The organism is Desulfosporosinus sp. OT, assembly GCF_000224515.1.
Classification (GTDB): Bacteria; Bacillota; Desulfitobacteriia; order Desulfitobacteriales; family Desulfitobacteriaceae; genus Desulfosporosinus.
Genome location: NZ_AGAF01000020.1, coordinates 13732 through 33229, shown reverse-complemented (window position 1 = coordinate 33229; position 19498 = coordinate 13732). Strand labels below are relative to the sequence as shown.

The window sequence follows — 19498 nt, the reverse complement described above, 5'->3', positions numbered from 1 at the left end:
CAATATCAAACGAGTAGCTTATGGAATCAAAGATTTCACCGAAAACACTACTCCCACCCCGTCTGCCTGCGTGGCACAAAGCGGTAGCTCTAGTGCCATTAGTGACGATCAGATCATGAATGTGGTGAATGAAGTCATTACACTCCTGAAAAAAAGAGGTGGTAACTAAACGTGGGAAGGTATGACGCTTTAGCAGCGCTTGTGCTAGAGGCAATCAAAGAAGGGGGGTATTTAAAAGACCTAGGCTCCATACCTGTCGGAATATCTAACCGTCACATTCATCTTTCCCAAATAGATCTGGAAACTCTGTTTGGGGTAGGATACCAATTGACAAAAGCCAAGGATTTGTCCCAACCCAAGCAATTTGCCTGTAAAGAAACCTTGATCATAGCCGGGCCCAAAGGTGCTATTGAAAAAGTTCGCATCCTCGGGCCCGCACGAAGCGAATCGCAGGTAGAAATACTCCAGGCAGATTGTTTCAAACTTGGCATAACCGCACCAGTGAGGTTATCTGGAGATCTGCAAGGAACTCCGGGGATCACTCTTATTGGCCCCAAAGGAAGTATTCTTCTTTCCAAAGGCCTTTTGATTGCCCAACGGCATATTCATATGACCCTGGAAGATGCCAAAACCTTTGGTGTAACCGATGGAGAACAAGTGCCCGTCCAAATAGATGGACTTCGGGGAGGGACTTACTCGAATGTCGTCGTCAGAGCCAACAATACCTCGGCACTTGAATTTCATATCGACACGGAGGAAGCAAATGCTATGCTCCTCACAGCAACCTCAAGAATAACGATTGTAAAATAAAAAATTTTAGGAGGCAACAAAAATGAATAGATCAGAAGCTTTAGGATTAATTGAAACCAGAGGTCTAGTAGGAGCAATTGAAGCGGCAGATGCCATGGTGAAAGCCGCTAACGTTCAGCTGATTGGCTACGAAAAAGTCGGAGGTGCTCTGGTAACCGTTATGGTAAGAGGCGATGTTGGTGCAGTAAAAGCAGCAACTGATGCCGGTGCTGCGGCAGCTCAGCGAGTTGGCGAACTGATCTCCGTACATGTCATTCCGCGTCCACACGGTGACGTAGAAATGATGCTCCCCGGAGCTAAGAAAGAAGCATAATGAATTATTAGACAGGCAATGCGGCGAAGGTCAAAATCTCTTTTGAGGTTTTGACCTTTTGCTTTGCCTATCGTACCACCTTGAGGCAAATGAAAATGATTCGGATTCTATTATTAAAACGTAAAAGGGGCTGTTGCAAAAATTCATTTTGCAACAGCCTCTTAGTTTATTGGATTAATAGGTTCTATATTTGAGTATTTAATCAATCTTAAATTTTGTTATGTCTCCCTTTAATTTATTAGCACTTTCTTGGGTTCTCCAAACTTGTGTTTTCACATCGTTAGAACGGGCGTTTACCTCATTAGCACGATTGGCTATATCTGAAGTTCCGATTGCACTTTCATTAGCTGCTTGAGCTACTCCATCAATAGCAACTGAAATGTTTTGAATAGCGGCTCTAAGTTGCACGGAGGTAGCACTAAATTCTGTTACAAGCTCATCAACAAATTTAGCATCCTCGCTATATTTTTCTGCTACATCCAACATAACCTTATAATCATTACTTACATCTATAGACACAAATGCGAGTAGACGATTAGAGCTATTTGAGAGATTATCGACAGACCTTGTTACTTTCGTAGTAACATCCTGTATTTGAATAACTGCATCTTTTGATTGCTCTGCAAGCTTTCTTATTTCCTCTGAAACAACTGAGAACCCTCTCCCTGCTTCACCGGCTCTAGCAGCCTCAATAGCGGCATTTAAGGCAAGCAAGTTGGTTTGTTCGGTAATTTGCATGATGGATTCAGTCAATAAATTAATTTGATCAACTACCTTAGATTCAATTATTGCCTGCCCCAATTTTTCTTTAGTATCTACAAATATATGATATGCTTTTTTTTGGGCGGCATCAACATTTAGCTTAGTATCGTCGGCTCTTTGGGTGATTTTTTTTGCCGAAACTGCACCTTGTTGCGACTTTTCAGCGATTAAGTGAACAGCTTTTTCTATCTCCTGTGAAGTCGCTGACATCTCTTCAGATGCTGCAGATGTTTCTTCCATACTTGCTGCCAACTCTTCGGTTGTAGCAGATATCTCTTCCAGATTTGTGGTCAGGTTAATAACGTTGTCCAATACATTATGAACTCCTTTTTCGATAGAGGAAGATTCAATTTTAATACTATTCACCAATTGCTTAACAGAATTTTTCATATCATTTATAGCGTTAGTAATTGACCCTATTTCGTCACTTCTAGATAGGAATTTAGGGTCAATCTCTCGAGAAAAATCTCCGCTTGCAACAATCTCTAAGTACTCAGAAGATTTTATGATAGGTGTAGTAATTCTCCTTGTGGCTATGGTAATTAAAGATATTGTTATGATCAGCATAATTACTGAAATACTTAGAACCATAAGTGATATTTTTCTAGCACCTTCTGTTAATTCGTTCTCAGACATTAATGATGCTAATATCCAATCGGTTCCGGAAACTTTATAGGGATTAACTATATATTTAATTCCGTCAATAGTTACATCAAAGGACTTTAAGTCTTTCGACAATAGCTGGTTCAATCCAGCTATCTTGATCTCGTTTATTTTTTTAAAATTATTTTTTGGATTATTTCCATCTGCTAGAATAACCCCCGTATTATGGACTATCATCGAAAACCCTGTTTTACCATTTTTCATAGAACTTAACATATCACTGATGACGGACTGCTGCACATCAATTCCTAATGTACCAATCAGATTTCCGTTAGTATCAGTAAAAGACCTAACGTTGCTCGTAATCATAGCATTAGAGATACCATCAACGTAGGGTGCTGTTCGCACAATAGATCCACTTCCGTTTAACCCTGTTTTGTACCAATTCTTTTCAGGCGGATTGAATTTTTTCGGTATGCTGGTTTCAGGCCACTGAAGATAAGTCCCTTTTTCCGTGCCAAAATAGACATACATGGTACCAGGATGAGTTTCTGCATAATGGTTAAAAACTTCATAAATTTCTTGTTCTAATCCACCATTGTGCGATGGTGTCATTTTAGTTTCTTCACTATTGTTAGCGTAGGACGTAATACCACTACTGGCTTTCATTATCAATGGATTTGAAGCCATCATATTGATATCTTTATCGATCTGATTATAAAAGATCTTAATTGATTTTTCAGCGATTTTCATCTGTTCGTTCGAATTGTTAAAATAATCGCTTCTAGCTTGCTTAGTTACCTGATAACTAACGATGCTACCTACTGTTGCTAGTGTAATTAAAATAATAGTTACTGAAATCACCAAAAAATGGGTTTTAATACTTTTGAATTTCATGATTATAAAATCCCCTCGCATATAAATGATTGATGGAGTCATTATCGAATCGTTCAATTGGTGATAGTAATTGTAAAAGCAAAAGACTATGCCACCACGTGCATCACGTAAAGGCCTAGTCTTTCGCTGCTTAATAAGTAGTGGATGTGTGCGCCTGTATGTTAATATGGTCCTAAACATAAGAATGATAGGTTAAGGCAACTCAAGTAATTGTATTATAAAATTATGCCTAACCAGTGTAAAATACATAGTAAATATACCCCCCATAAGTACGGATGATAAAGCTCTCCCAGCCATTTTTGTATGGGTGATGCTGCGGAAAAGTCTTGTTGTTTAATAACGGAAAGCTGTATATAGAATAGCCCCCTTTCGGATAGTTTCTACAGAAGCATCGTCTGATTTTAAACGGCAAATCATTGTCTTACAGAGATTCACGAAGGAAATGGGAGTATTAGCTAATACTATTCGGGTTGAAGTACTCTAATTTATAAATTATTATAGTTCTTGACTTAGAGTGTGCTCTAGATTATATACTAATAATATCTTTCAAAAAGCAGCTTTGTATTAAGGTTACTTTAGAACTCGGAGGTAGAAAAATGATAAGCCCGTTATTTTTCTTGGTTGTTGGTTTTATCTTTTTAATTTACGGCGGATTAAATTACTACATTGGTCTGCGGGGGTGGCAGGCCTTATTTGGTTTTATCCCTGTCCTCATTCCAAAGGTATATTGGACTGTTTTTTGGCTGATTGCTTTGTCCTATCTAATCAGTAGGTTTAGCCAAGAATTTCTTCCGACCGTTTTATTTGAAGAATTGAGCCGAGTAGGGGCCTACTGGTTGGCGTTTATGTTCTATTTCTTATTAGTTATCACTGCGCTCGATATCTTTAGATTGTTAGAGTATTTTTTTCATTTTATCCCGGTGGAAATAAAACGGAGTTTGAACCCCGCTTTGGGATTAACTGTTTTTATTTTAGTCGTAGCGATCATAAGTTATGGGGCATGGAATGCCCGTCATCCTCGGATTAACCACTATGATTTGACAATCGCTAAACAAGCTGGAGCGTTAAAACAGTTGCATGTTGTGATGGTTTCAGATATCCATTTAGGGACAATTATTAACAACGGTTACCTTACGAAACTAGTTAATTCGGTCAATGAACTTAAACCTGACCTAGTGCTCTTTCCTGGAGATGTATTTGATGAAAATATCGAATCAACGAATAAACTACAAACAGTTGATAACTTTCGCAGACTAAATGCTCCGTACGGGGTTTTTGCAGTACTAGGTAACCATGAATACATTGGCGGCAATGCCGAGGAAGCAATTAAATACTTGGGTGAGGCAGGGGTCCAGGTATTACGGGATAGTTCTCAGGAGATCGCCGGAAGTTTTTATCTTATTGGGCGAGATGATCGGTCGAGCGAGCGTGTTAACAAGGTCAAGAGACAAACCTTAAACACCTTGATGCAAGGAGTTAACCGTGCCCTCCCTATAATAGTAATGGATCATCAACCGCTTCAGTTAAACGAGCCTGTTGACCAAGGAGTTGACTTGCAATTATCCGGCCATACGCACGCGGGACAATTGTTTCCAATTAGGTTAATTACGCAACGAATTTTTGAAGATGATTGGGGGTACCTGCGCAAAGGAGACTTCCAACTCATTGTTTCTTCAGGTTATGGGACTTGGGGTCCGCCGATTCGGTTAGGTAATACCCCGGAAATTGTTGATATTACGATAAAGTTTAGCAAGTAGATAAGCAAAAGCTCCGTAATAGTGAAAATTACGGAGCTTTTGCTTATCTAGTAAAGAAGGTCAATTCCATACTAGCACGCATACAGGACATCGTAATATTTTCATTGACGGCATGAGAAAATAATGCTATTATAAAGCAAATAAATGATATTGATTATCAATACCAATCATTTAAACGTTAGGAGGGAGAAAAATGCCATTAACAATGCTATCCCCTGGTAAAGAGGCTAAGGTTAATGCCTGTAGGGCTAAGGATACAACCAAAAAATTTTTGGAAGGGCTAGGTATTATTCCGGGTGTAACCATATCGGTCATATCCGAATTTAGTGGAAATCTTATTGTGTCCATCAAAGGGTCGCGGTTGGCGCTCAATAGAGGTGTTGCCCAACAAGTAATAGTCCAGGTGAGATAAGAAAGGGGTTAAGTAGTTTGGAGAGGACCTTAAAGGAATTAAAGCCAGGCGAAAAAGCGATAATCGCCAAGATTGACGGGGATAAAGGTGCAGTCAAGAGAAGGCTAATGGACATGGGTGTGACCCATGGGGCCGAAGTATTGGTCAGGAAAGTAGCCCCGTTGGGGGATCCCATTGAGATAAACATCCGCGGTTACGAATTGACGATTAGGAAATCTGAAGCTGAATTGATAATTTTGCAATAACTTTTGTTCCTAGAAGAGGAACATTTTTCTTAGACTTTAATTGAGAATGGTTATTGATATCGTTGAGAGGAGAGTGTCACATGTCCTTGAAGTTTGCACTGGTAGGCAATCCAAACTGCGGCAAAACCACTTTGTTTAATGAAATCACCGGTAGTACGCAGTATGTTGGAAACTGGCCGGGAGTAACTATTGAGAAAAGAGAAGGTAAAGCAAGAAAGATACAGGAGGATATAAAGATCATTGATCTTCCTGGGATTTATTCATTATCCCCTTATTCAATGGAAGAAATTATTGCTAGAGATTACATTGTCAATGAAAAACCCGATGTAGTTATTAATATTGTTGATGCTACGAACATCGAAAGAAACTTATACCTAACGACCCAACTGCTTGAATTAGGTGTTAACGTTGTTGTTGCGTTAAATATGATGGATGCAGTGGAAGCAAAGGGCAATAAAATTAACACGAGTCTCCTTGAAGCATCCCTCAAGGTTCCGGTTATACCTATTACAGCCAGTAAAGGCCGAGGTGTTAAAGAACTTTTGGAAAGAGCGCTCCATGTTGCTCAAGCAGCGGCTTCAGCAGGGAATTCACCTGCGTCATATGAACTACATAATGAAAATATCGTGAAGTATATCAAAGAAATTGAAGAAAACATTGTTCCTCAGCTGAAAAGTAAGCATGGAAATTCTCGGTGGACGGCCTTAAAGCTTTTAGAAGGCGATGAAAATGTACAAAAGACGCTAGAAGTTCCCAGTGTCTTGCTGGCTGAGATCAAAGTCTATCAAGAAAAACTGGAAAAAAAGTATGATATGGATATAGAAACGGTGATTGCTGATAGCCGATATCGGTTTACGACCGATGTGGCGGGCAAAGCTGTTAAGAAGAAAGAGCAAAGCTCTCAATTAACGGTTTCAGATAAGATTGACAAAGTGGTAACGAATAGGATTTTAGCCATTCCATTGTTTTTAGCCATGATGTTCGGCATATTCTCAGTAACCTTTGGTACAATCGGCTCATTCACCATCGACTTTGTGGATGGATTGGTCAATGATACATTTGCAAATTTTATCTCAAGTTCACTTGAGAGCGCAGGAGCAGCAAGTTGGTTACATGATCTCATTGTAAACGGAATTATCGGCGGATTGGGAAGTATGCTGGTTTTTGTACCGCAGATCATGATCTTATTCTTCTTTCTTTCCATTCTTGAAGATACTGGTTATATGGCCAGAGCGGCTTTCGTCATGGATCGATTGCTTAGAAAGCTTGGTTTAAGTGGAAAATCGTTTATCCCCATGCTGATTGGCTTTGGATGCAGTGTTCCGGCGGTGATGAGTACGAGGACTTTGGAAAATGAAAAAGATCGCCGCTTGACCATTATGCTCATCCCTTTTATGTCCTGTGGGGCCAGGCTACCAATTTATGCCTTGTATGCCGGAGCCTTTTTTGCGGCCAATCAAACCATGGTTGTCTTCTCACTATATGTGCTGGGTATTGCAGTCGCCATTTTATCAGGATTTATCCTCAAGAAAACAATTCTCAAAGGGGATGTAGCCCCTTTCGTCATGGAATTGCCTCCCTATAGAATTCCGACAATTAAAGGCTTAACAATTCATATGTGGGACAAGGGTAAAGGGTTTGTCAAAAAAGCAGGGACAATCATTTTTGCAGCCGCAGTTGTGATCTGGTTTTTACAATACGCTAATTTTTCCTTCCAAGCAGTGGCGGAACCTGGAGATAGCATGCTTGGTGCCATCGGTAAAGTTATAGCTCCTGTTTTCTCACCACTGGGCTTTGGGGACTGGAGATCTGCTGTCGCACTGCTCACAGGTTTTATAGCAAAAGAAGCCGTGGTGTCCACTATGGGTATCTTACACGGAATCGCAGAAGCAACAGAAGGTTCGACAGACCTGATAACAGCTCTGCAAGCATCGTTTACTCCCTTGACAGCTTATGCCTTCATGGCGTTTTCCTTACTGTACTTGCCGTGCATGGCGGCCTTTGCAACCATCAAAAGAGAGATGAACTCCTGGAAGTGGACGTTAATTACAGCGGGATTTTCAACAGGGGTAGCCTGGATAGTGGCATTTATTATCTTTCAAGTAGGAAAATTAATGGGTTTTAGTTAAGCAAGAAGAAAATTTGGATGAAGATCCATTGCGTATTTGGAACTATCGATAAAGAACTAAGGAAAAGGGTGATGTTATGATCAATTGGATTTTAGGGGGTATCATTGTTGGCGTGACGGTTTTAATTGTTGCTCGGACAATAGTGCGTATGCAAAAAGGTAAAAGCACTTGCTGTGGAGGTTGCACCCAAAGTAAATGTGATTGTTCTAAATAAAATCCAAGATGTCAGGATCTATACTTATAATTCAAGAGTAAGGAGGGATTCGATGAGTATCGTGCTTGTTGGAGGTCATGATCGGATGCACAGTGAATATACGGAGATATGCTCCAAGCGGGGGCATCGCGTTAAGGTCTATACCCAGATGCCAACTAGGTTTGAAAAGGTGATCGGAAAGCCTGATGGAATTGTATTATTCACATCGACAGTTTCCCATCAAATGATTCACACAGCCGTAAAAGAAGCAAAAAGAAAGAAGATTCCAGTCTTTCGATGCCATACCAGTAGTGGAGCTTCATTGGAGGGGCTATTACGAGAACTCGAAGCTAAAACTAGTTAAACAGCTATGATAAGTGAGAGTGCGAGGGTCAACGTTCAGGCAAGGTTCTCTTCTAAAAACTGAAGTTTCTTTAATATCTGAGGACAAGTATTTTATAAGACTTGTCCTCAGAATCTATAGATGAAGTCGAAAATTTATGTTATAAATTCGGAAAGTAGCTCTAGAGATGATCTCTAAATCAGGGAGGAAATAGCGCATGTTTCACTCCATCCAAGGAATGTTCCGACTTAATCATTTCCATGATATCATTGAATGTTTAGCCGCTGCACTTGAAGCGAAGGATTTATACACCAGCGGGCATTCTACTAGAGTGGGGGATATGTCGTTTGATTTGGCACGAGCTATGGGACTGAAAGGTTCAGAACTTGACAATATACATATTGCGGCACATCTTCATGACATCGGGAAGATGGGTATTCCCGAAAACATTTTAAACAAGAGAGGGAAATTACTTCCTCATGAATGGGCTGAGATTCAAAGACATCCTGAGATCGGCTACAAAATTCTAGCTAAATCAAAAGGGCTTCAAAAAATTGCTGAAATTGTGCTCCACCACCATGAACGATGGGATGGGAGTGGTTATCCTCATGGTTTGAGATGGGATAGAATTCCTTTGGGTTCAAGAATAATTGGGGTAACCGATGCGATTGATGCGATCACTTCGGTGAGGCCTTATCGAAAAGCCATGTCATGGGAGGAATGTTGGGAGGAACTACTCACCAACAAAGGTATCCAATTCGACCCAGTGGCCGTGGAAACGTCGGAAAAACTGTGGAAAAGATGGGAAGTTAGATGGCAAGAGTTCCAGAAGGATAGTAAAGAGGTCAAACTAAGGGCTTTTAGGTAAATTAGAGAGTTAATGGTGCCAAAATTCTCTATCACATTATAGAAGAAGGGGGAGCGTTTGAAACGCTCCCCCTTCTTCTATAATAGGTACATTTTATTATTTACTTGAGAGCTTCTCCAATACTTTGTCCGAATTCCTGACATTTGATAATGCTTTCGTCATCTGGGTTCCAGGTCACCTTAAGCCCTTCGTTGAGTAGTTCAAACCCACCGTGTTCTAATTCAGCTGAAATAAGTTTGTTTCCTTCACCACTCCAACCATAACTACCAAAGGCAGCGCCTTTTTTATTTTTAAACGCTAATCCTTTGATCATTTCTAGTATTCCAGCGACGGCAAACGATACGCCTTTATTAATGGTCGGTGAACCAACGAGTATGGCTTTAGATTTAAAGACTTCAGTAAGAATGTCGTTTTTATCGGCATGTGTAGAATTAGCATTAAACAGTTTGACAGTGACAGCTGGATCGCTCAATTTTATCCCAGCCGCTATTTGTTCAGCCATCTGCCGGGTACTGTTCCACATAGTATCATAAATAATCGAAATTTGGTTTTCTTGGTAATCCTTAGCCCATTCCATATATTTATGGACCATTTGCAGCGGATTATCCCGCCAAATTAGGCCATGACTGGGGCAGATTATATCAACCGGCAGGTTAAAGCTTAGGATTTCAGTAATTTTATTGCTAACGAATTTACTGAACGGAGTTAAAATATTGGCATAATATTTAAGGGCCTCGTGGTATAACTCTGCTTGATCGACTAAGTCATTGAACATATGCTCAGAGGCTAAATGCTGCCCAAAACCGTCATTACTGAACAGGATATTATCGCCGGTCAAGTAGGTGAACATCGTATCAGGCCAATGGAGCATTCTTGCCTCAATGAAAATAAACTCTTTGGAACCAAGGCTTAATTTATCCCCCGTTTTAACAGGTACGAAATTCCAATCCTGATGATATTGACCTTTTAGGGATTTGATAGCATTGGCAGTACAATAAATTGGAGTGTTGGGGATTTCTTTCATTAATTCTGGTAAAGCCCCACTGTGATCAGGTTCACCATGGTTTGCAATGATATAATCAATCGTATTTAAATCAATTTCTTTCTTCAAATTAGCAACAAACTCTTTGGCAAAGGGCGTCCATACACAATCAATCAAGGCTATCTTTTCGTCTCGGACGAGGTAGGAATTATAGCTGGAACCGCGGTGAGTAGAGAGTTCATCACCATGAAATTTTTTTAATTCCCAGTCGATTTTGCCGACCCATTTTACACTCTTGTTAATTTCAAAACTCATTATAATTAACCTCCTATAATAATTTTAATAGATAATGCAATCCAAGCAGAATGGCCCAATCTCATTGTTTTGGCTAAAAAAGGTTTGGTGGCTGCCTTGATCAAGGATACAGTGATTTTATTTTTGGTATGGCACAGAGAAGAGAGGTCGTAATCATCATTATATGCTTCGAAGAAATCGAAGTCGATATCACACATTGTTCCAGTTTGCCATCTCTTTATTAGTTTGCGAAAGACTGGAATTTATACAGACTCACACTTATTACTTTCGGCAGCTAAAGACTCTAGACTTTAACAGCATTTTTTTCTGACACTACTATTTGACTAATTCTTAAAAAATTCATATTATTTATGATGATGTGTACTTAACTATTTTCCTTCGAATGGATTTCATGGCGCATTAGGCTGTTACCTTAATTAGTTATATTCTACATTGATTATAATAATCCTGCTTGAAATATACCTATTTGATAATTAATTTAACAAAAAGTCTTTTATCATTATACAACATAACCTATCTCTTACGCAGCCCACTTGTGCTGTCGGGCTTTGGTTTATTTCCTTGAGCAAGTATTCGAGATCTTTGAGAATTCCTAATAATCGTATAAATCCTTTTAAACACACATTAAACACACAAAAAAGTTGCAATCTTTTAATATTATTTAGAAACTTGAGGTGAATAAGGTTATAATACATGAAGAGTATCACAAAAGGAGGTTGTTAATATTAAAAATAATTACATAATTGGATATTTGTTGAATTTGGATTGGGTGATTAGTCTCAAATTAACGTTCCTACTTTAAAAAACAAATCTTTAAAGACTTGTGCATATTAGATGAATAATATTTAGTGAGATCAATGGAAGAAGGGTATTTGTGCGTTTACTCAAACATCAAATTTTAATATTGCCGCTGTGTGCTTTTTTTATACTAATGGGTGGCTTCTGCGTGGTCCTTGGTTGGCAGATGAAAGACCACGATGTGGTCGCTGCGAAGATTAAAGCACAAGCAGATTTGGCAACATGTAAAGAAATAATTGATACAAAATATCCCGGCTCATGGTCTGTGCAAGATGGGGAGTTATATAAAGGACCAGTTAAGATCAGCTTCAATAATAACATAATAGATCATTTATCTCGCCTAACGGGAGATACTGTGACAGTGTTTCTGGGGGAGATGCCTGTGGTGACCTCAGAACTTAGTTCAAATGGTGATCCAGTTCTTGGTGGAAAAGCTTCTGCTAATGTCGCCCAGACAGTATTGCAAAATGGGCAGACGTATCTTGGAGATGAAGATAATGGGGATCGATGGAACCAAGCTGGTTATTTCCCCTTACGTGCAGAAAGTGATAAAATCATCGGAATGTTTTGTGTAAAAATCCCACAGACCGGCGGTCAGAGTTTTTTCACAAGGTCTTTGATAACGATGGGCACATTGGGATTGGTTTTGACTGTCTTAATTGTTTTTCTCACCTTGCGTTCTCTGCGCAAAGCAATTATCTATCCTTTGCAGAATATTATGTCAGGAGCCCAGGAAGTTGCAACAGAACAATTGACGCAGAGTATAAACGTTTCCAGTGCAAAGGAAATCAAGGAGTTGAAGGATGCCTTTAACCAAATGGTAGACCAAATCCAGGTGTTAACAGGAGAAATTAATCAGGTAACTCATAGTAACCTCAAAAATGAATCACTTGATAATAATGAAATTCATAATGTTATGGAACTGATGAGGGGTAATATGACTATGACTGAGCTGACCACTGACTATACAGGTGCGACCAAACTAAATCCGGAATTTAGTATGGAAAGTCCTTGGTATAGTGGAGCGGAAGGCTTGCCTAAGGGTTTATCTAGAGTAACTCTTGAGCATATAGTACAATTTCTGCAAGCAACCCGCCGTCCTCTTTCTGCAGAGGAAGTCGCAGAAGGAGTTAAGCTCACTAGGGTCACAGTACGTCATTACCTTGAATTTTTAGAACAGCGCAGGGTATTAAAATCTGAACTCAGATACGGCACGGGTGGACGACCTGTTAAATTATTTATTCTTTTATGAAAGGCCTATTGGGGGCCAGTGCAACTAAGGCTGCCGCCTTCGCTAAGATTGAGGAAGGCGGCAGTCTTAGTTTTCTTTATTTACGAAATCACAGATGTTACTTTCTTAATTATCAAAACTTTCTATATTAATATTCTTTACTTACAAAACTCTTTTCTTACCTCCATAAACACGACAAATCAGGGAGAAGAAAGATAAACTAATCATAGATTCGCAAAACAAAAAATAATCTGACAGATTTTTCCCTTACATTACGAAAAGGAGGTTTGAACGTAAACTACATTGTTTCAATGAAGGAGGATTTCTATGTGTGATAGCGCTTCGCCAAATAAATTTGCGCAAAAGCTGGATGATTATATCGACAGCTTAACCTACAAAAAAGAAAACCTGATTGGAATTTTACATTATGCACAAGAAATATACGGTTACTTACCTGATAATGTCCAGTGGCATATTGCCCAGAAACTTGATATCCCTTCCGCCACAGTCTATGGCGTTGTGAGCTTCTACTCGTTTTTCACTATGGTTCCCAGGGGGGAACACGTTGTCAATATATGCACAGGGACTGCCTGTTTTGTACGAGGAGCAGAAAAATTAAAAGATGAACTTGAAAATCAACTAAAAATTAAGGCAGGAGAAACCACTCCGGATAATCTCTTTACCTTAGAAACATTACGTTGCGTTGGAGCCTGTGGCCTCGCCCCAGTTATGATTGTCGATGGTAAAGTTCATGGACGCATGCATGAGGCACAAGCCATTAATGAGGTCCTGGCAAAGTACCGACCAGAAAGTTAACTGCGAAGTACGAAACATGAAGCAAGATATTCAGACCTGAATTTCGAACTTCGATCCCCCGAACCTCGACAAAAAGCGTAACCGAAGGAAGGGAAAAGCCAAATGAAACTCAAAAATACCGAGGACTTAAATGCTTTAAAAGCCCAAAGTCTAAAACTCATTGAAACAAGGCGCGTTGCTGATACTGTGACATCTAAAAATACTCAAGGCTTAAAACACGTTATGGTCTGCGGAGGACCTGGTTGCCACTCCTCAGGCAGTCCTGGAATCGCCGAACGTCTTGAAGAGGAACTCAACCAACGAGGATTATCTGAGCAAATTAAAGTTTTTCAACCCGGCTGTTTTGGTTTTTGTGAAAAAGGGCCGATGATTGAGATCCACCCAGATAATGTAACCTACTGTGAGGTTTCTGCTGATGACGTAGCAACCATTGTCGAAGAACACTTCATTCAGGGAAAACAGGTAGAGCACCTCCTCTATATGGATCCGAATACCAAGGAACGTTTTGCTAGCAACATTCCTTTTTATGATGGACAACTTCGAATTGCTCTACGCAACGTTGGCCATATTGCTCCTGAAAACATTTTTGAATATATCGCCGCTGATGGTTATCAGGCCTTATCCCAAGTTCTTTTTAACATGACGCCTCTGGACGTTATTGACGTTCTTAAAGATAGTGGTCTTCGAGGGCGTGGCGGCGCGGGTTTCCCCACGGGCGTGAAATGGGAATTCACGCGCAAAAGCCAAGCCGATCAACGCTATATCATTTGTAATGCTGACGAAGGGGATCCGGGGGCCTTTATGGATCGATCCGTCCTGGAGGGCGACCCTCATAGTGTTTTAGAGGCTATGATCATCGCTGGTTCTACGATTGGGGCTTCCGAGGGATTTATCTATGTTCGAGCTGAATACCCTGCAGCCATTCACAGGTTGAAGATCGCTATTGCGCAAGCCCGAGAATACGGATTACTTGGAAAAAGTATTTTAGGAAGCGATTTCTCTTTTGACATTGAGCTTAAATACGGAGCAGGAGCTTTTGTCTGTGGTGAAGAGACGGCTCTGATCCATTCCATTGAGGGGGCTCGGGGAGAACCCACTGTCAAACCTCCCTTTCCTGCCCAAAAGGGGCTTTGGGGTAAACCAACGTGTGTCAACAATGTCGAAACATTGGCCAATATCCCCGCTATTATTTTAAAAGGAGCCGATTGGTTTGCTTCAATTGGCACAGAGAAAAGCAAAGGAACAAAAGTATTTGCTTTAGCTGGAAAAGTCAACAATGTAGGGCTAGTCGAGGTCCCCATGGGGACAACCCTCCGGCAAATTATTTTTAACATTGGCGGAGGAATTAAACAACACAAAACGTTTAAAGCAGCCCAAACTGGGGGGCCCTCCGGTGGATGTATTCCGACCAAGTATTTAGATTCCCCTATTGATTATGAGTCGTTAGCTGCCATCGGTTCTATGATGGGCTCTGGAGGGCTCATTGTCTTGGATGAAGACGATTGCATGGTTAATATCGCTAAATATTTCCTGGAGTTTACGATGGACGAGTCGTGTGGTCGCTGTACCGCCTGCCGAGTCGGGACCAAACGTCTTTATGAAATCTTGACAAAGATCACCGAAGGCAAAGGGACGTTAGAGGATTTAGAGAACATGGAGAAACTTTGTCATATCATTAAGGACACAGCTCTTTGCGGGCTTGGACAAAGTGCACCCAATCCCATCCTCTCTACCTTGAAGTACTTCCGAGACGAGTATGTCGCGCATATCGTAGATAAAACTTGTCCAGCTGGCGTCTGTCAGAGCTTGTTGAAATATGAAATCACGGATAAGTGTGTAGGCTGTACCCTTTGCGTCAAGAAATGCCCCATGTCTTGTATCTCTGGCTCAACCAAGAAACGCCACGTTATTGATCAAGAACGCTGCCTAAAATGCGGGGCATGTATGGAACAATGCCGTGTTATCGGCGCCATCATCCGCCATTAAGGTACCCCTGTACCCTTCTTATTAGAATGCGTGGGCATAAGTGCAACTAGGCGGCCGCTTTCGCAAGCTGCAAGAAGGTTTAACCCGTGCGAAGACAGTGCTGCAAGATGGTTTAACCCGTACGAAGACAGTGTCTTCGTCGTCGAGCGCCAGCCAAGTTTGCTTTAAAGGAGGACTCCCTATGGATATACAGCTAACAATTAATGACATACCTCTAACTGTACCCGAAGGAACGTCCATTTTGGACGCAGCCCGAACCGTAAATATTGATATTCCTACCTTATGCCATCTAAAACTTAATGAAATGCATTACAACAATAACATTGCTTCTTGTAGAGTTTGTGTGGTCGAAGTCGAGGGTCGACGTAACCTAGCTTCCTCCTGTTCAACTCCGGTAGCGAGTGGTATGGTTGTTAAAACTGATTCCCTACGTGCCATCCAAGCTAGACGAGCTATGGTCGAACTTCTCCTCTCTGACCACCCGAAATCTTGTTTAACCTGCGCAAAAAATATGGACTGTGACCTAAGAGCTCTTGCCGCAGAATTAGGTGTGAGAGCGATTAGTTATGAAGGGGCAGAATCAGAGTTTGAAATTGACCAGTCGAGTTCTTCGATTGTCCGAGATCCTAACAAATGTATTCGTTGTCGCCGCTGTGAAACGATGTGTAATGAAGTTCAGACAGTTGGCGTATACTCTGCAGTAGGGCGTGGTTTCGAGACGGTGGTTAAAACAGCCTTTAATTTACCTCTTAACCAAACTGCTTGCACGTTCTGTGGACAATGTCTGGCGGTATGTCCAACAGGTGCTTTAACTGAATTGGATCAAGTGGATAAAGTTTGGAAAGCCCTCAACGATCCCAACCAATTTGTTGTAGTACAAACAGCACCGGCCGTACGGGTTGCTCTAGGTGAAGAATTTGATTTAGAACCAGGGACAATTGTCACTGGCAAAATGGTTGCGGCCTTGCGGCGACTCGGATTTGACCGTGTCTTTGATACAGACTTTGCTGCCGATTTGACCATTATGGAGGAAGCAACAGAGCTTGTTCACCGTATAAAACATGGTGGGCGATTGCCGCTGCTCACGAGTTGTTGCCCAGCTTGGGTCAAATTCTTCGAGCATCAATTCCCGGATCTCTTAGACATTCCTTCAACCTGCAAATCCCCTCATGAGATGTTAGGTGTCTTAACCAAAAGTTATTACGCTAAAACGTTAGGTATTGATCCTAAAACGATAACCGTTGTTTCCGTGATGCCCTGCGTCGCCAAAAAATACGAAGCAGCCCGCCCAGAACTAGCACAAGGAGCAGAAACCGCGGATGTAGATATCGTTATCACCACACGTGAACTAGCTCGTATGATCAGGGAAGCCAGCATTCATTTTGATCATCTTAAAGATCAGGAATTTGATCATCCCTTGGGAGAATCAACAGGTGCTGCCGTCATCTTTGGAGCGACAGGCGGAGTTCTCGAAGCGGCCCTACGAACGGCCTATGAGGTTCTAACTGGCGAAACTCTAGAAAAAGTGGAGTTCGAGGCTCTCCGAGGAATGGATGGAATCAAGGAGGCGGTCATCCCGATAGCCGGACGCGATTATCGGATTGCTGTTATCCATGGTCTAGGTAATGCTCGCACTGTTCTGGAGAAAATACAAGCTGGGGAAAGCAATTATGACGTCATAGAGATCATGGCTTGCCCGGGCGGCTGTATCGGGGGCGGCGGACAACCCTATCATCATGGCAACATGGAAATTCTTAAAGCGCGAGCTTCCGCTATTTACCGTGAAGACCGTGCCAAACCCTTGCGCAAGTCGCATGAAAATCTGGCTATTATTGGTCTATATAAAGATTTCTTGGGCGAACCCTACGGGAAGAAAGCGCATCAATTGCTGCATACCAGCTATACGGCACGAAAGAAAATCTAGTATTGACTATGTTTAAGTTTGTCTAAAAAATTTTATAGGGAGTGGATTTATCTGTTGTGTTGGAATTATCCGGCAAAGTGGATCCCACAAACCGCAAAACTACACCTGATTGTAAGGATTATTCTGAGCAAAAGGAGAAGGTTAATAGCTAAGGTGCCTTCTTACTGTTGTAAGAAGGCACCTTAGCTATTTTAGTTGTATAAACTGACTGGTTTTCTATATTTGGAGGAAACAAAACATGGATAAGAGAATAGGCGTCATAGGCATCGTGATTGAAGAATTTGAAAGTGCTAATAAGGTTAATGAAACGTTGCATGAATTGGCCAGCATCATAATCGGCAGAATGGGGATCCCTCGTAAAGAAAGAGGCATATCGATTATCTCCTTGATCGTTGAGGGAACCTCGGATGAAATTAGTGCGATGACAGGTAAATTAGGGAAGATCAAAGGGGTAAATGTTAAATCGGCTTTAACTAAGAAATTGGAGGAATAAAAATGCAAGAGTATTTGGCGAAAGATTTCATTATTGACGAAGAAATAAGAAAATCATTGGATGAAGGTGTTGAAAAGGCTAAAGAAAAGGATCTAGTCAGAGCAATTCTTGAAAAAGCAAAGACTTGTCAAGGACTGAGCCATAGAGAAGCTGCAGTTCTGCTAAATATTAATGATCCTAATGTTTTGACTGAAATGTTTAAGACGGCTAAAGAAATAAAGGAAAAAATATATGGCAAGAGAATCGTTTTATTTGCACCACTATATATAAGTAGTTATTGTGTCAATGGCTGTGTATATTGCGGCTATCAGGCCTGTAATGAGAGTCTCAAGAGAAGCAAACTGACTATGGAACAATTAGAAGAGGAAGTGAAAATACTAGAGTCTTTAGGCCACAAAAGAATTGTCATAGAGGCAGGAGAAGATCCAATCAATTGCTCCTTGGATTATGTAATTGAGTGCATAAAGAAAATCTATTCGTTGAAATTTGATAATGGAAGCATAAGGCGAATTAACATCAACGTAGCGGCAACGACCGTTGAGAATTATAAACGCTTAAAAGATGCTGACATTGGTACATATACTCTATTCCAGGAGACGTATAATCAAGAAGTTTATGAAAAAATGCATCCGACAGGTCCCAAGCATAATTACAATTGGCATACTACAGCCATGGACAGAGCCATGGAAGCTGGAATTGGTGATGTGGGTATTGGGGTATTATACGGATTATATGAGCACAAATACGAAACAATAGCGATGCTTATGCATGCTGAACATCTCGAGGATGCCTTCGGCGTTGGTCCGCACACAATTTCTGTTCCCAGACTGAGAGCCGCTGAGGGCGTGGATCTGAATGATCTGCCCTACCTTGTTACAGATGATGAATTTAAAAAACTAGTCGCGGTTTTAAGATTGGCTGTTCCCTATACGGGTATGATATTATCGACCAGAGAAGAGGCCGGTTTTAGGGAGGAAGTACTCGCCCTAGGAATTTCACAATTCAGTGCCGGCTCGTGTACAGGAGTAGGCGCTTACTCGAAGGAACATGGAATTGATAAAACAGTCGAAAAACCGCAATTTGAAGTGGCCGATCATCGATCACCGATGGAAGTCATTAAGAGTTTGTGTGAAAGTGGTTATATACCTAGCTACTGTACTGCTTGCTATCGAGAAGGAAGAACTGGGGATCGGTTTATGGTTTTGGCTAAAGCAGGACAAATAGGCAATGTTTGTCAACCGAATGCTTTGCTTACCTTTAGAGAATTCCTTTTAGACTATGCCGATGATGAGATGAAAGAATTAGGTAAAAAAGTTATCGAAAAAGGACTTATGGATATTCCTAAGGAGGCAGCCAGAAAAGCGGCTGAAGAGAAACTGAAAAGAATTGAGGCCGGAGAGAGAGATTTAAGGTTCTAGAGTGTCCTAATGATATCCTGCGGAAACCACGAATTGCGGGTCAAGCAACTAATGTACGTTCGCCCACGCTGCATTTGCTACTCACTTGACAATAAAGCTACACGCCAAAACCCCCAGGTACTACTGCATGTGTGCCGCTCTTTGCCATCCATGGCACCGCGGCATCAGTCCATCCATGGACAAGTCCCGTTGGCGTGCTTAAC

At 41.1% G+C, this 19498-nt stretch carries 16 protein-coding genes; 14 read left to right on the top strand and 2 right to left on the bottom strand.

Going from position 1 to position 19498, the window contains the following annotated elements:
- Window positions 1–171 precede the first annotated feature (171 nt).
- Window positions 172–810: a phosphate propanoyltransferase gene (locus DOT_RS01650; protein ID WP_009613264.1), complete on the top strand. Its 639-nt coding sequence runs from the start codon at window positions 172–174 to the stop codon at window positions 808–810.
- Window positions 811–832: 22 nt separating this feature from the next.
- Window positions 833–1123, top strand: a complete 291-nt coding sequence (eutM, locus tag DOT_RS01645) for an ethanolamine utilization microcompartment protein EutM (RefSeq protein ID WP_009613263.1) — start codon at window positions 833–835, stop codon at window positions 1121–1123.
- A gap of 198 nt (window positions 1124–1321) precedes the next feature.
- Here the strand turns inward: eutM and DOT_RS01640 are convergent, their stop codons facing one another.
- Complete coding sequence (locus DOT_RS01640) at window positions 1322–3385, bottom strand: methyl-accepting chemotaxis protein (RefSeq protein ID WP_009613262.1); 2064 nt, start codon at window positions 3383–3385, stop codon at window positions 1322–1324.
- Window positions 3386–3981: 596 nt separating this feature from the next.
- Here DOT_RS01640 and DOT_RS01635 point away from each other — a divergent pair.
- The 6 genes from DOT_RS01635 to DOT_RS01610 all read left to right on the top strand — a co-directional run bounded on the left by DOT_RS01635 (window position 3982) and on the right by DOT_RS01610 (window position 9332).
- A complete protein-coding gene (locus tag DOT_RS01635; protein ID WP_009613261.1) occupies window positions 3982–5142 on the top strand; it encodes a metallophosphoesterase in 1161 nt (386 codons plus the stop codon).
- 193 nt (window positions 5143–5335) lie between these two features.
- Window positions 5336–5554, top strand: a complete 219-nt coding sequence (locus DOT_RS01630; RefSeq protein WP_009613260.1) for a FeoA family protein — start codon at window positions 5336–5338, stop codon at window positions 5552–5554.
- Window positions 5555–5571: 17 nt separating this feature from the next.
- On the top strand, window positions 5572–5799 hold the full coding sequence (locus tag DOT_RS01625; protein ID WP_009613259.1) for a FeoA family protein: 228 nt from the start codon (window positions 5572–5574) through the stop codon (window positions 5797–5799).
- An 80-nt stretch (window positions 5800–5879) separates the two neighbouring features.
- The gene (gene feoB, locus DOT_RS01620; RefSeq protein ID WP_009613253.1) at window positions 5880–7928 is read left to right on the top strand and encodes a ferrous iron transport protein B; all 2049 of its coding nucleotides are present in this window, start codon (window positions 5880–5882) and stop codon (window positions 7926–7928) included.
- 266 nt (window positions 7929–8194) lie between these two features.
- A complete protein-coding gene (locus tag DOT_RS01615; protein ID WP_009613241.1) occupies window positions 8195–8485 on the top strand; it encodes a DUF2325 domain-containing protein in 291 nt (96 codons plus the stop codon).
- A gap of 196 nt (window positions 8486–8681) precedes the next feature.
- A complete protein-coding gene (locus DOT_RS01610; RefSeq protein ID WP_040410925.1) occupies window positions 8682–9332 on the top strand; it encodes an HD-GYP domain-containing protein in 651 nt (216 codons plus the stop codon).
- A 100-nt stretch (window positions 9333–9432) separates the two neighbouring features.
- On the opposite strand, the gene DOT_RS01605 is transcribed toward DOT_RS01610, so the two are convergent.
- The gene (locus DOT_RS01605; protein ID WP_009613237.1) at window positions 9433–10629 is read right to left on the bottom strand and encodes an anaerobic nitric oxide reductase flavorubredoxin; all 1197 of its coding nucleotides are present in this window, start codon (window positions 10627–10629) and stop codon (window positions 9433–9435) included.
- 874 nt (window positions 10630–11503) lie between these two features.
- On the opposite strand from DOT_RS01605, the gene DOT_RS01595 reads away from it, so the two are divergent.
- The 6 genes from DOT_RS01595 to hydG all read left to right on the top strand — a co-directional run bounded on the left by DOT_RS01595 (window position 11504) and on the right by hydG (window position 19295).
- Window positions 11504–12679, top strand: a complete 1176-nt coding sequence (locus DOT_RS01595; RefSeq protein WP_040410923.1) for a cache domain-containing protein — start codon at window positions 11504–11506, stop codon at window positions 12677–12679.
- Window positions 12680–12985: 306 nt separating this feature from the next.
- Complete coding sequence (locus DOT_RS01590) at window positions 12986–13474, top strand: NAD(P)H-dependent oxidoreductase subunit E (RefSeq protein ID WP_009613229.1); 489 nt, start codon at window positions 12986–12988, stop codon at window positions 13472–13474.
- Between the two features lie 102 nt (window positions 13475–13576).
- Window positions 13577–15460: an NADH-quinone oxidoreductase subunit NuoF gene (locus DOT_RS01585; RefSeq protein ID WP_009613227.1), complete on the top strand. Its 1884-nt coding sequence runs from the start codon at window positions 13577–13579 to the stop codon at window positions 15458–15460.
- A gap of 181 nt (window positions 15461–15641) precedes the next feature.
- Window positions 15642–17384, top strand: a complete 1743-nt coding sequence (locus DOT_RS01580; protein ID WP_009613225.1) for an NADH-dependent [FeFe] hydrogenase, group A6 — start codon at window positions 15642–15644, stop codon at window positions 17382–17384.
- A 238-nt stretch (window positions 17385–17622) separates the two neighbouring features.
- Entirely contained in the window at window positions 17623–17877 is a 255-nt protein-coding gene (locus tag DOT_RS01575) for a TM1266 family iron-only hydrogenase system putative regulator (protein ID WP_009613224.1), read from the top strand.
- Between the two features lie 2 nt (window positions 17878–17879).
- Window positions 17880–19295, top strand: coding sequence for a [FeFe] hydrogenase H-cluster radical SAM maturase HydG (gene hydG / locus DOT_RS01570; protein WP_009613222.1), 1416 nt, complete (start codon window positions 17880–17882; stop codon window positions 19293–19295).
- The last annotated feature ends 203 nt before the right edge of the window (window positions 19296–19498 follow it).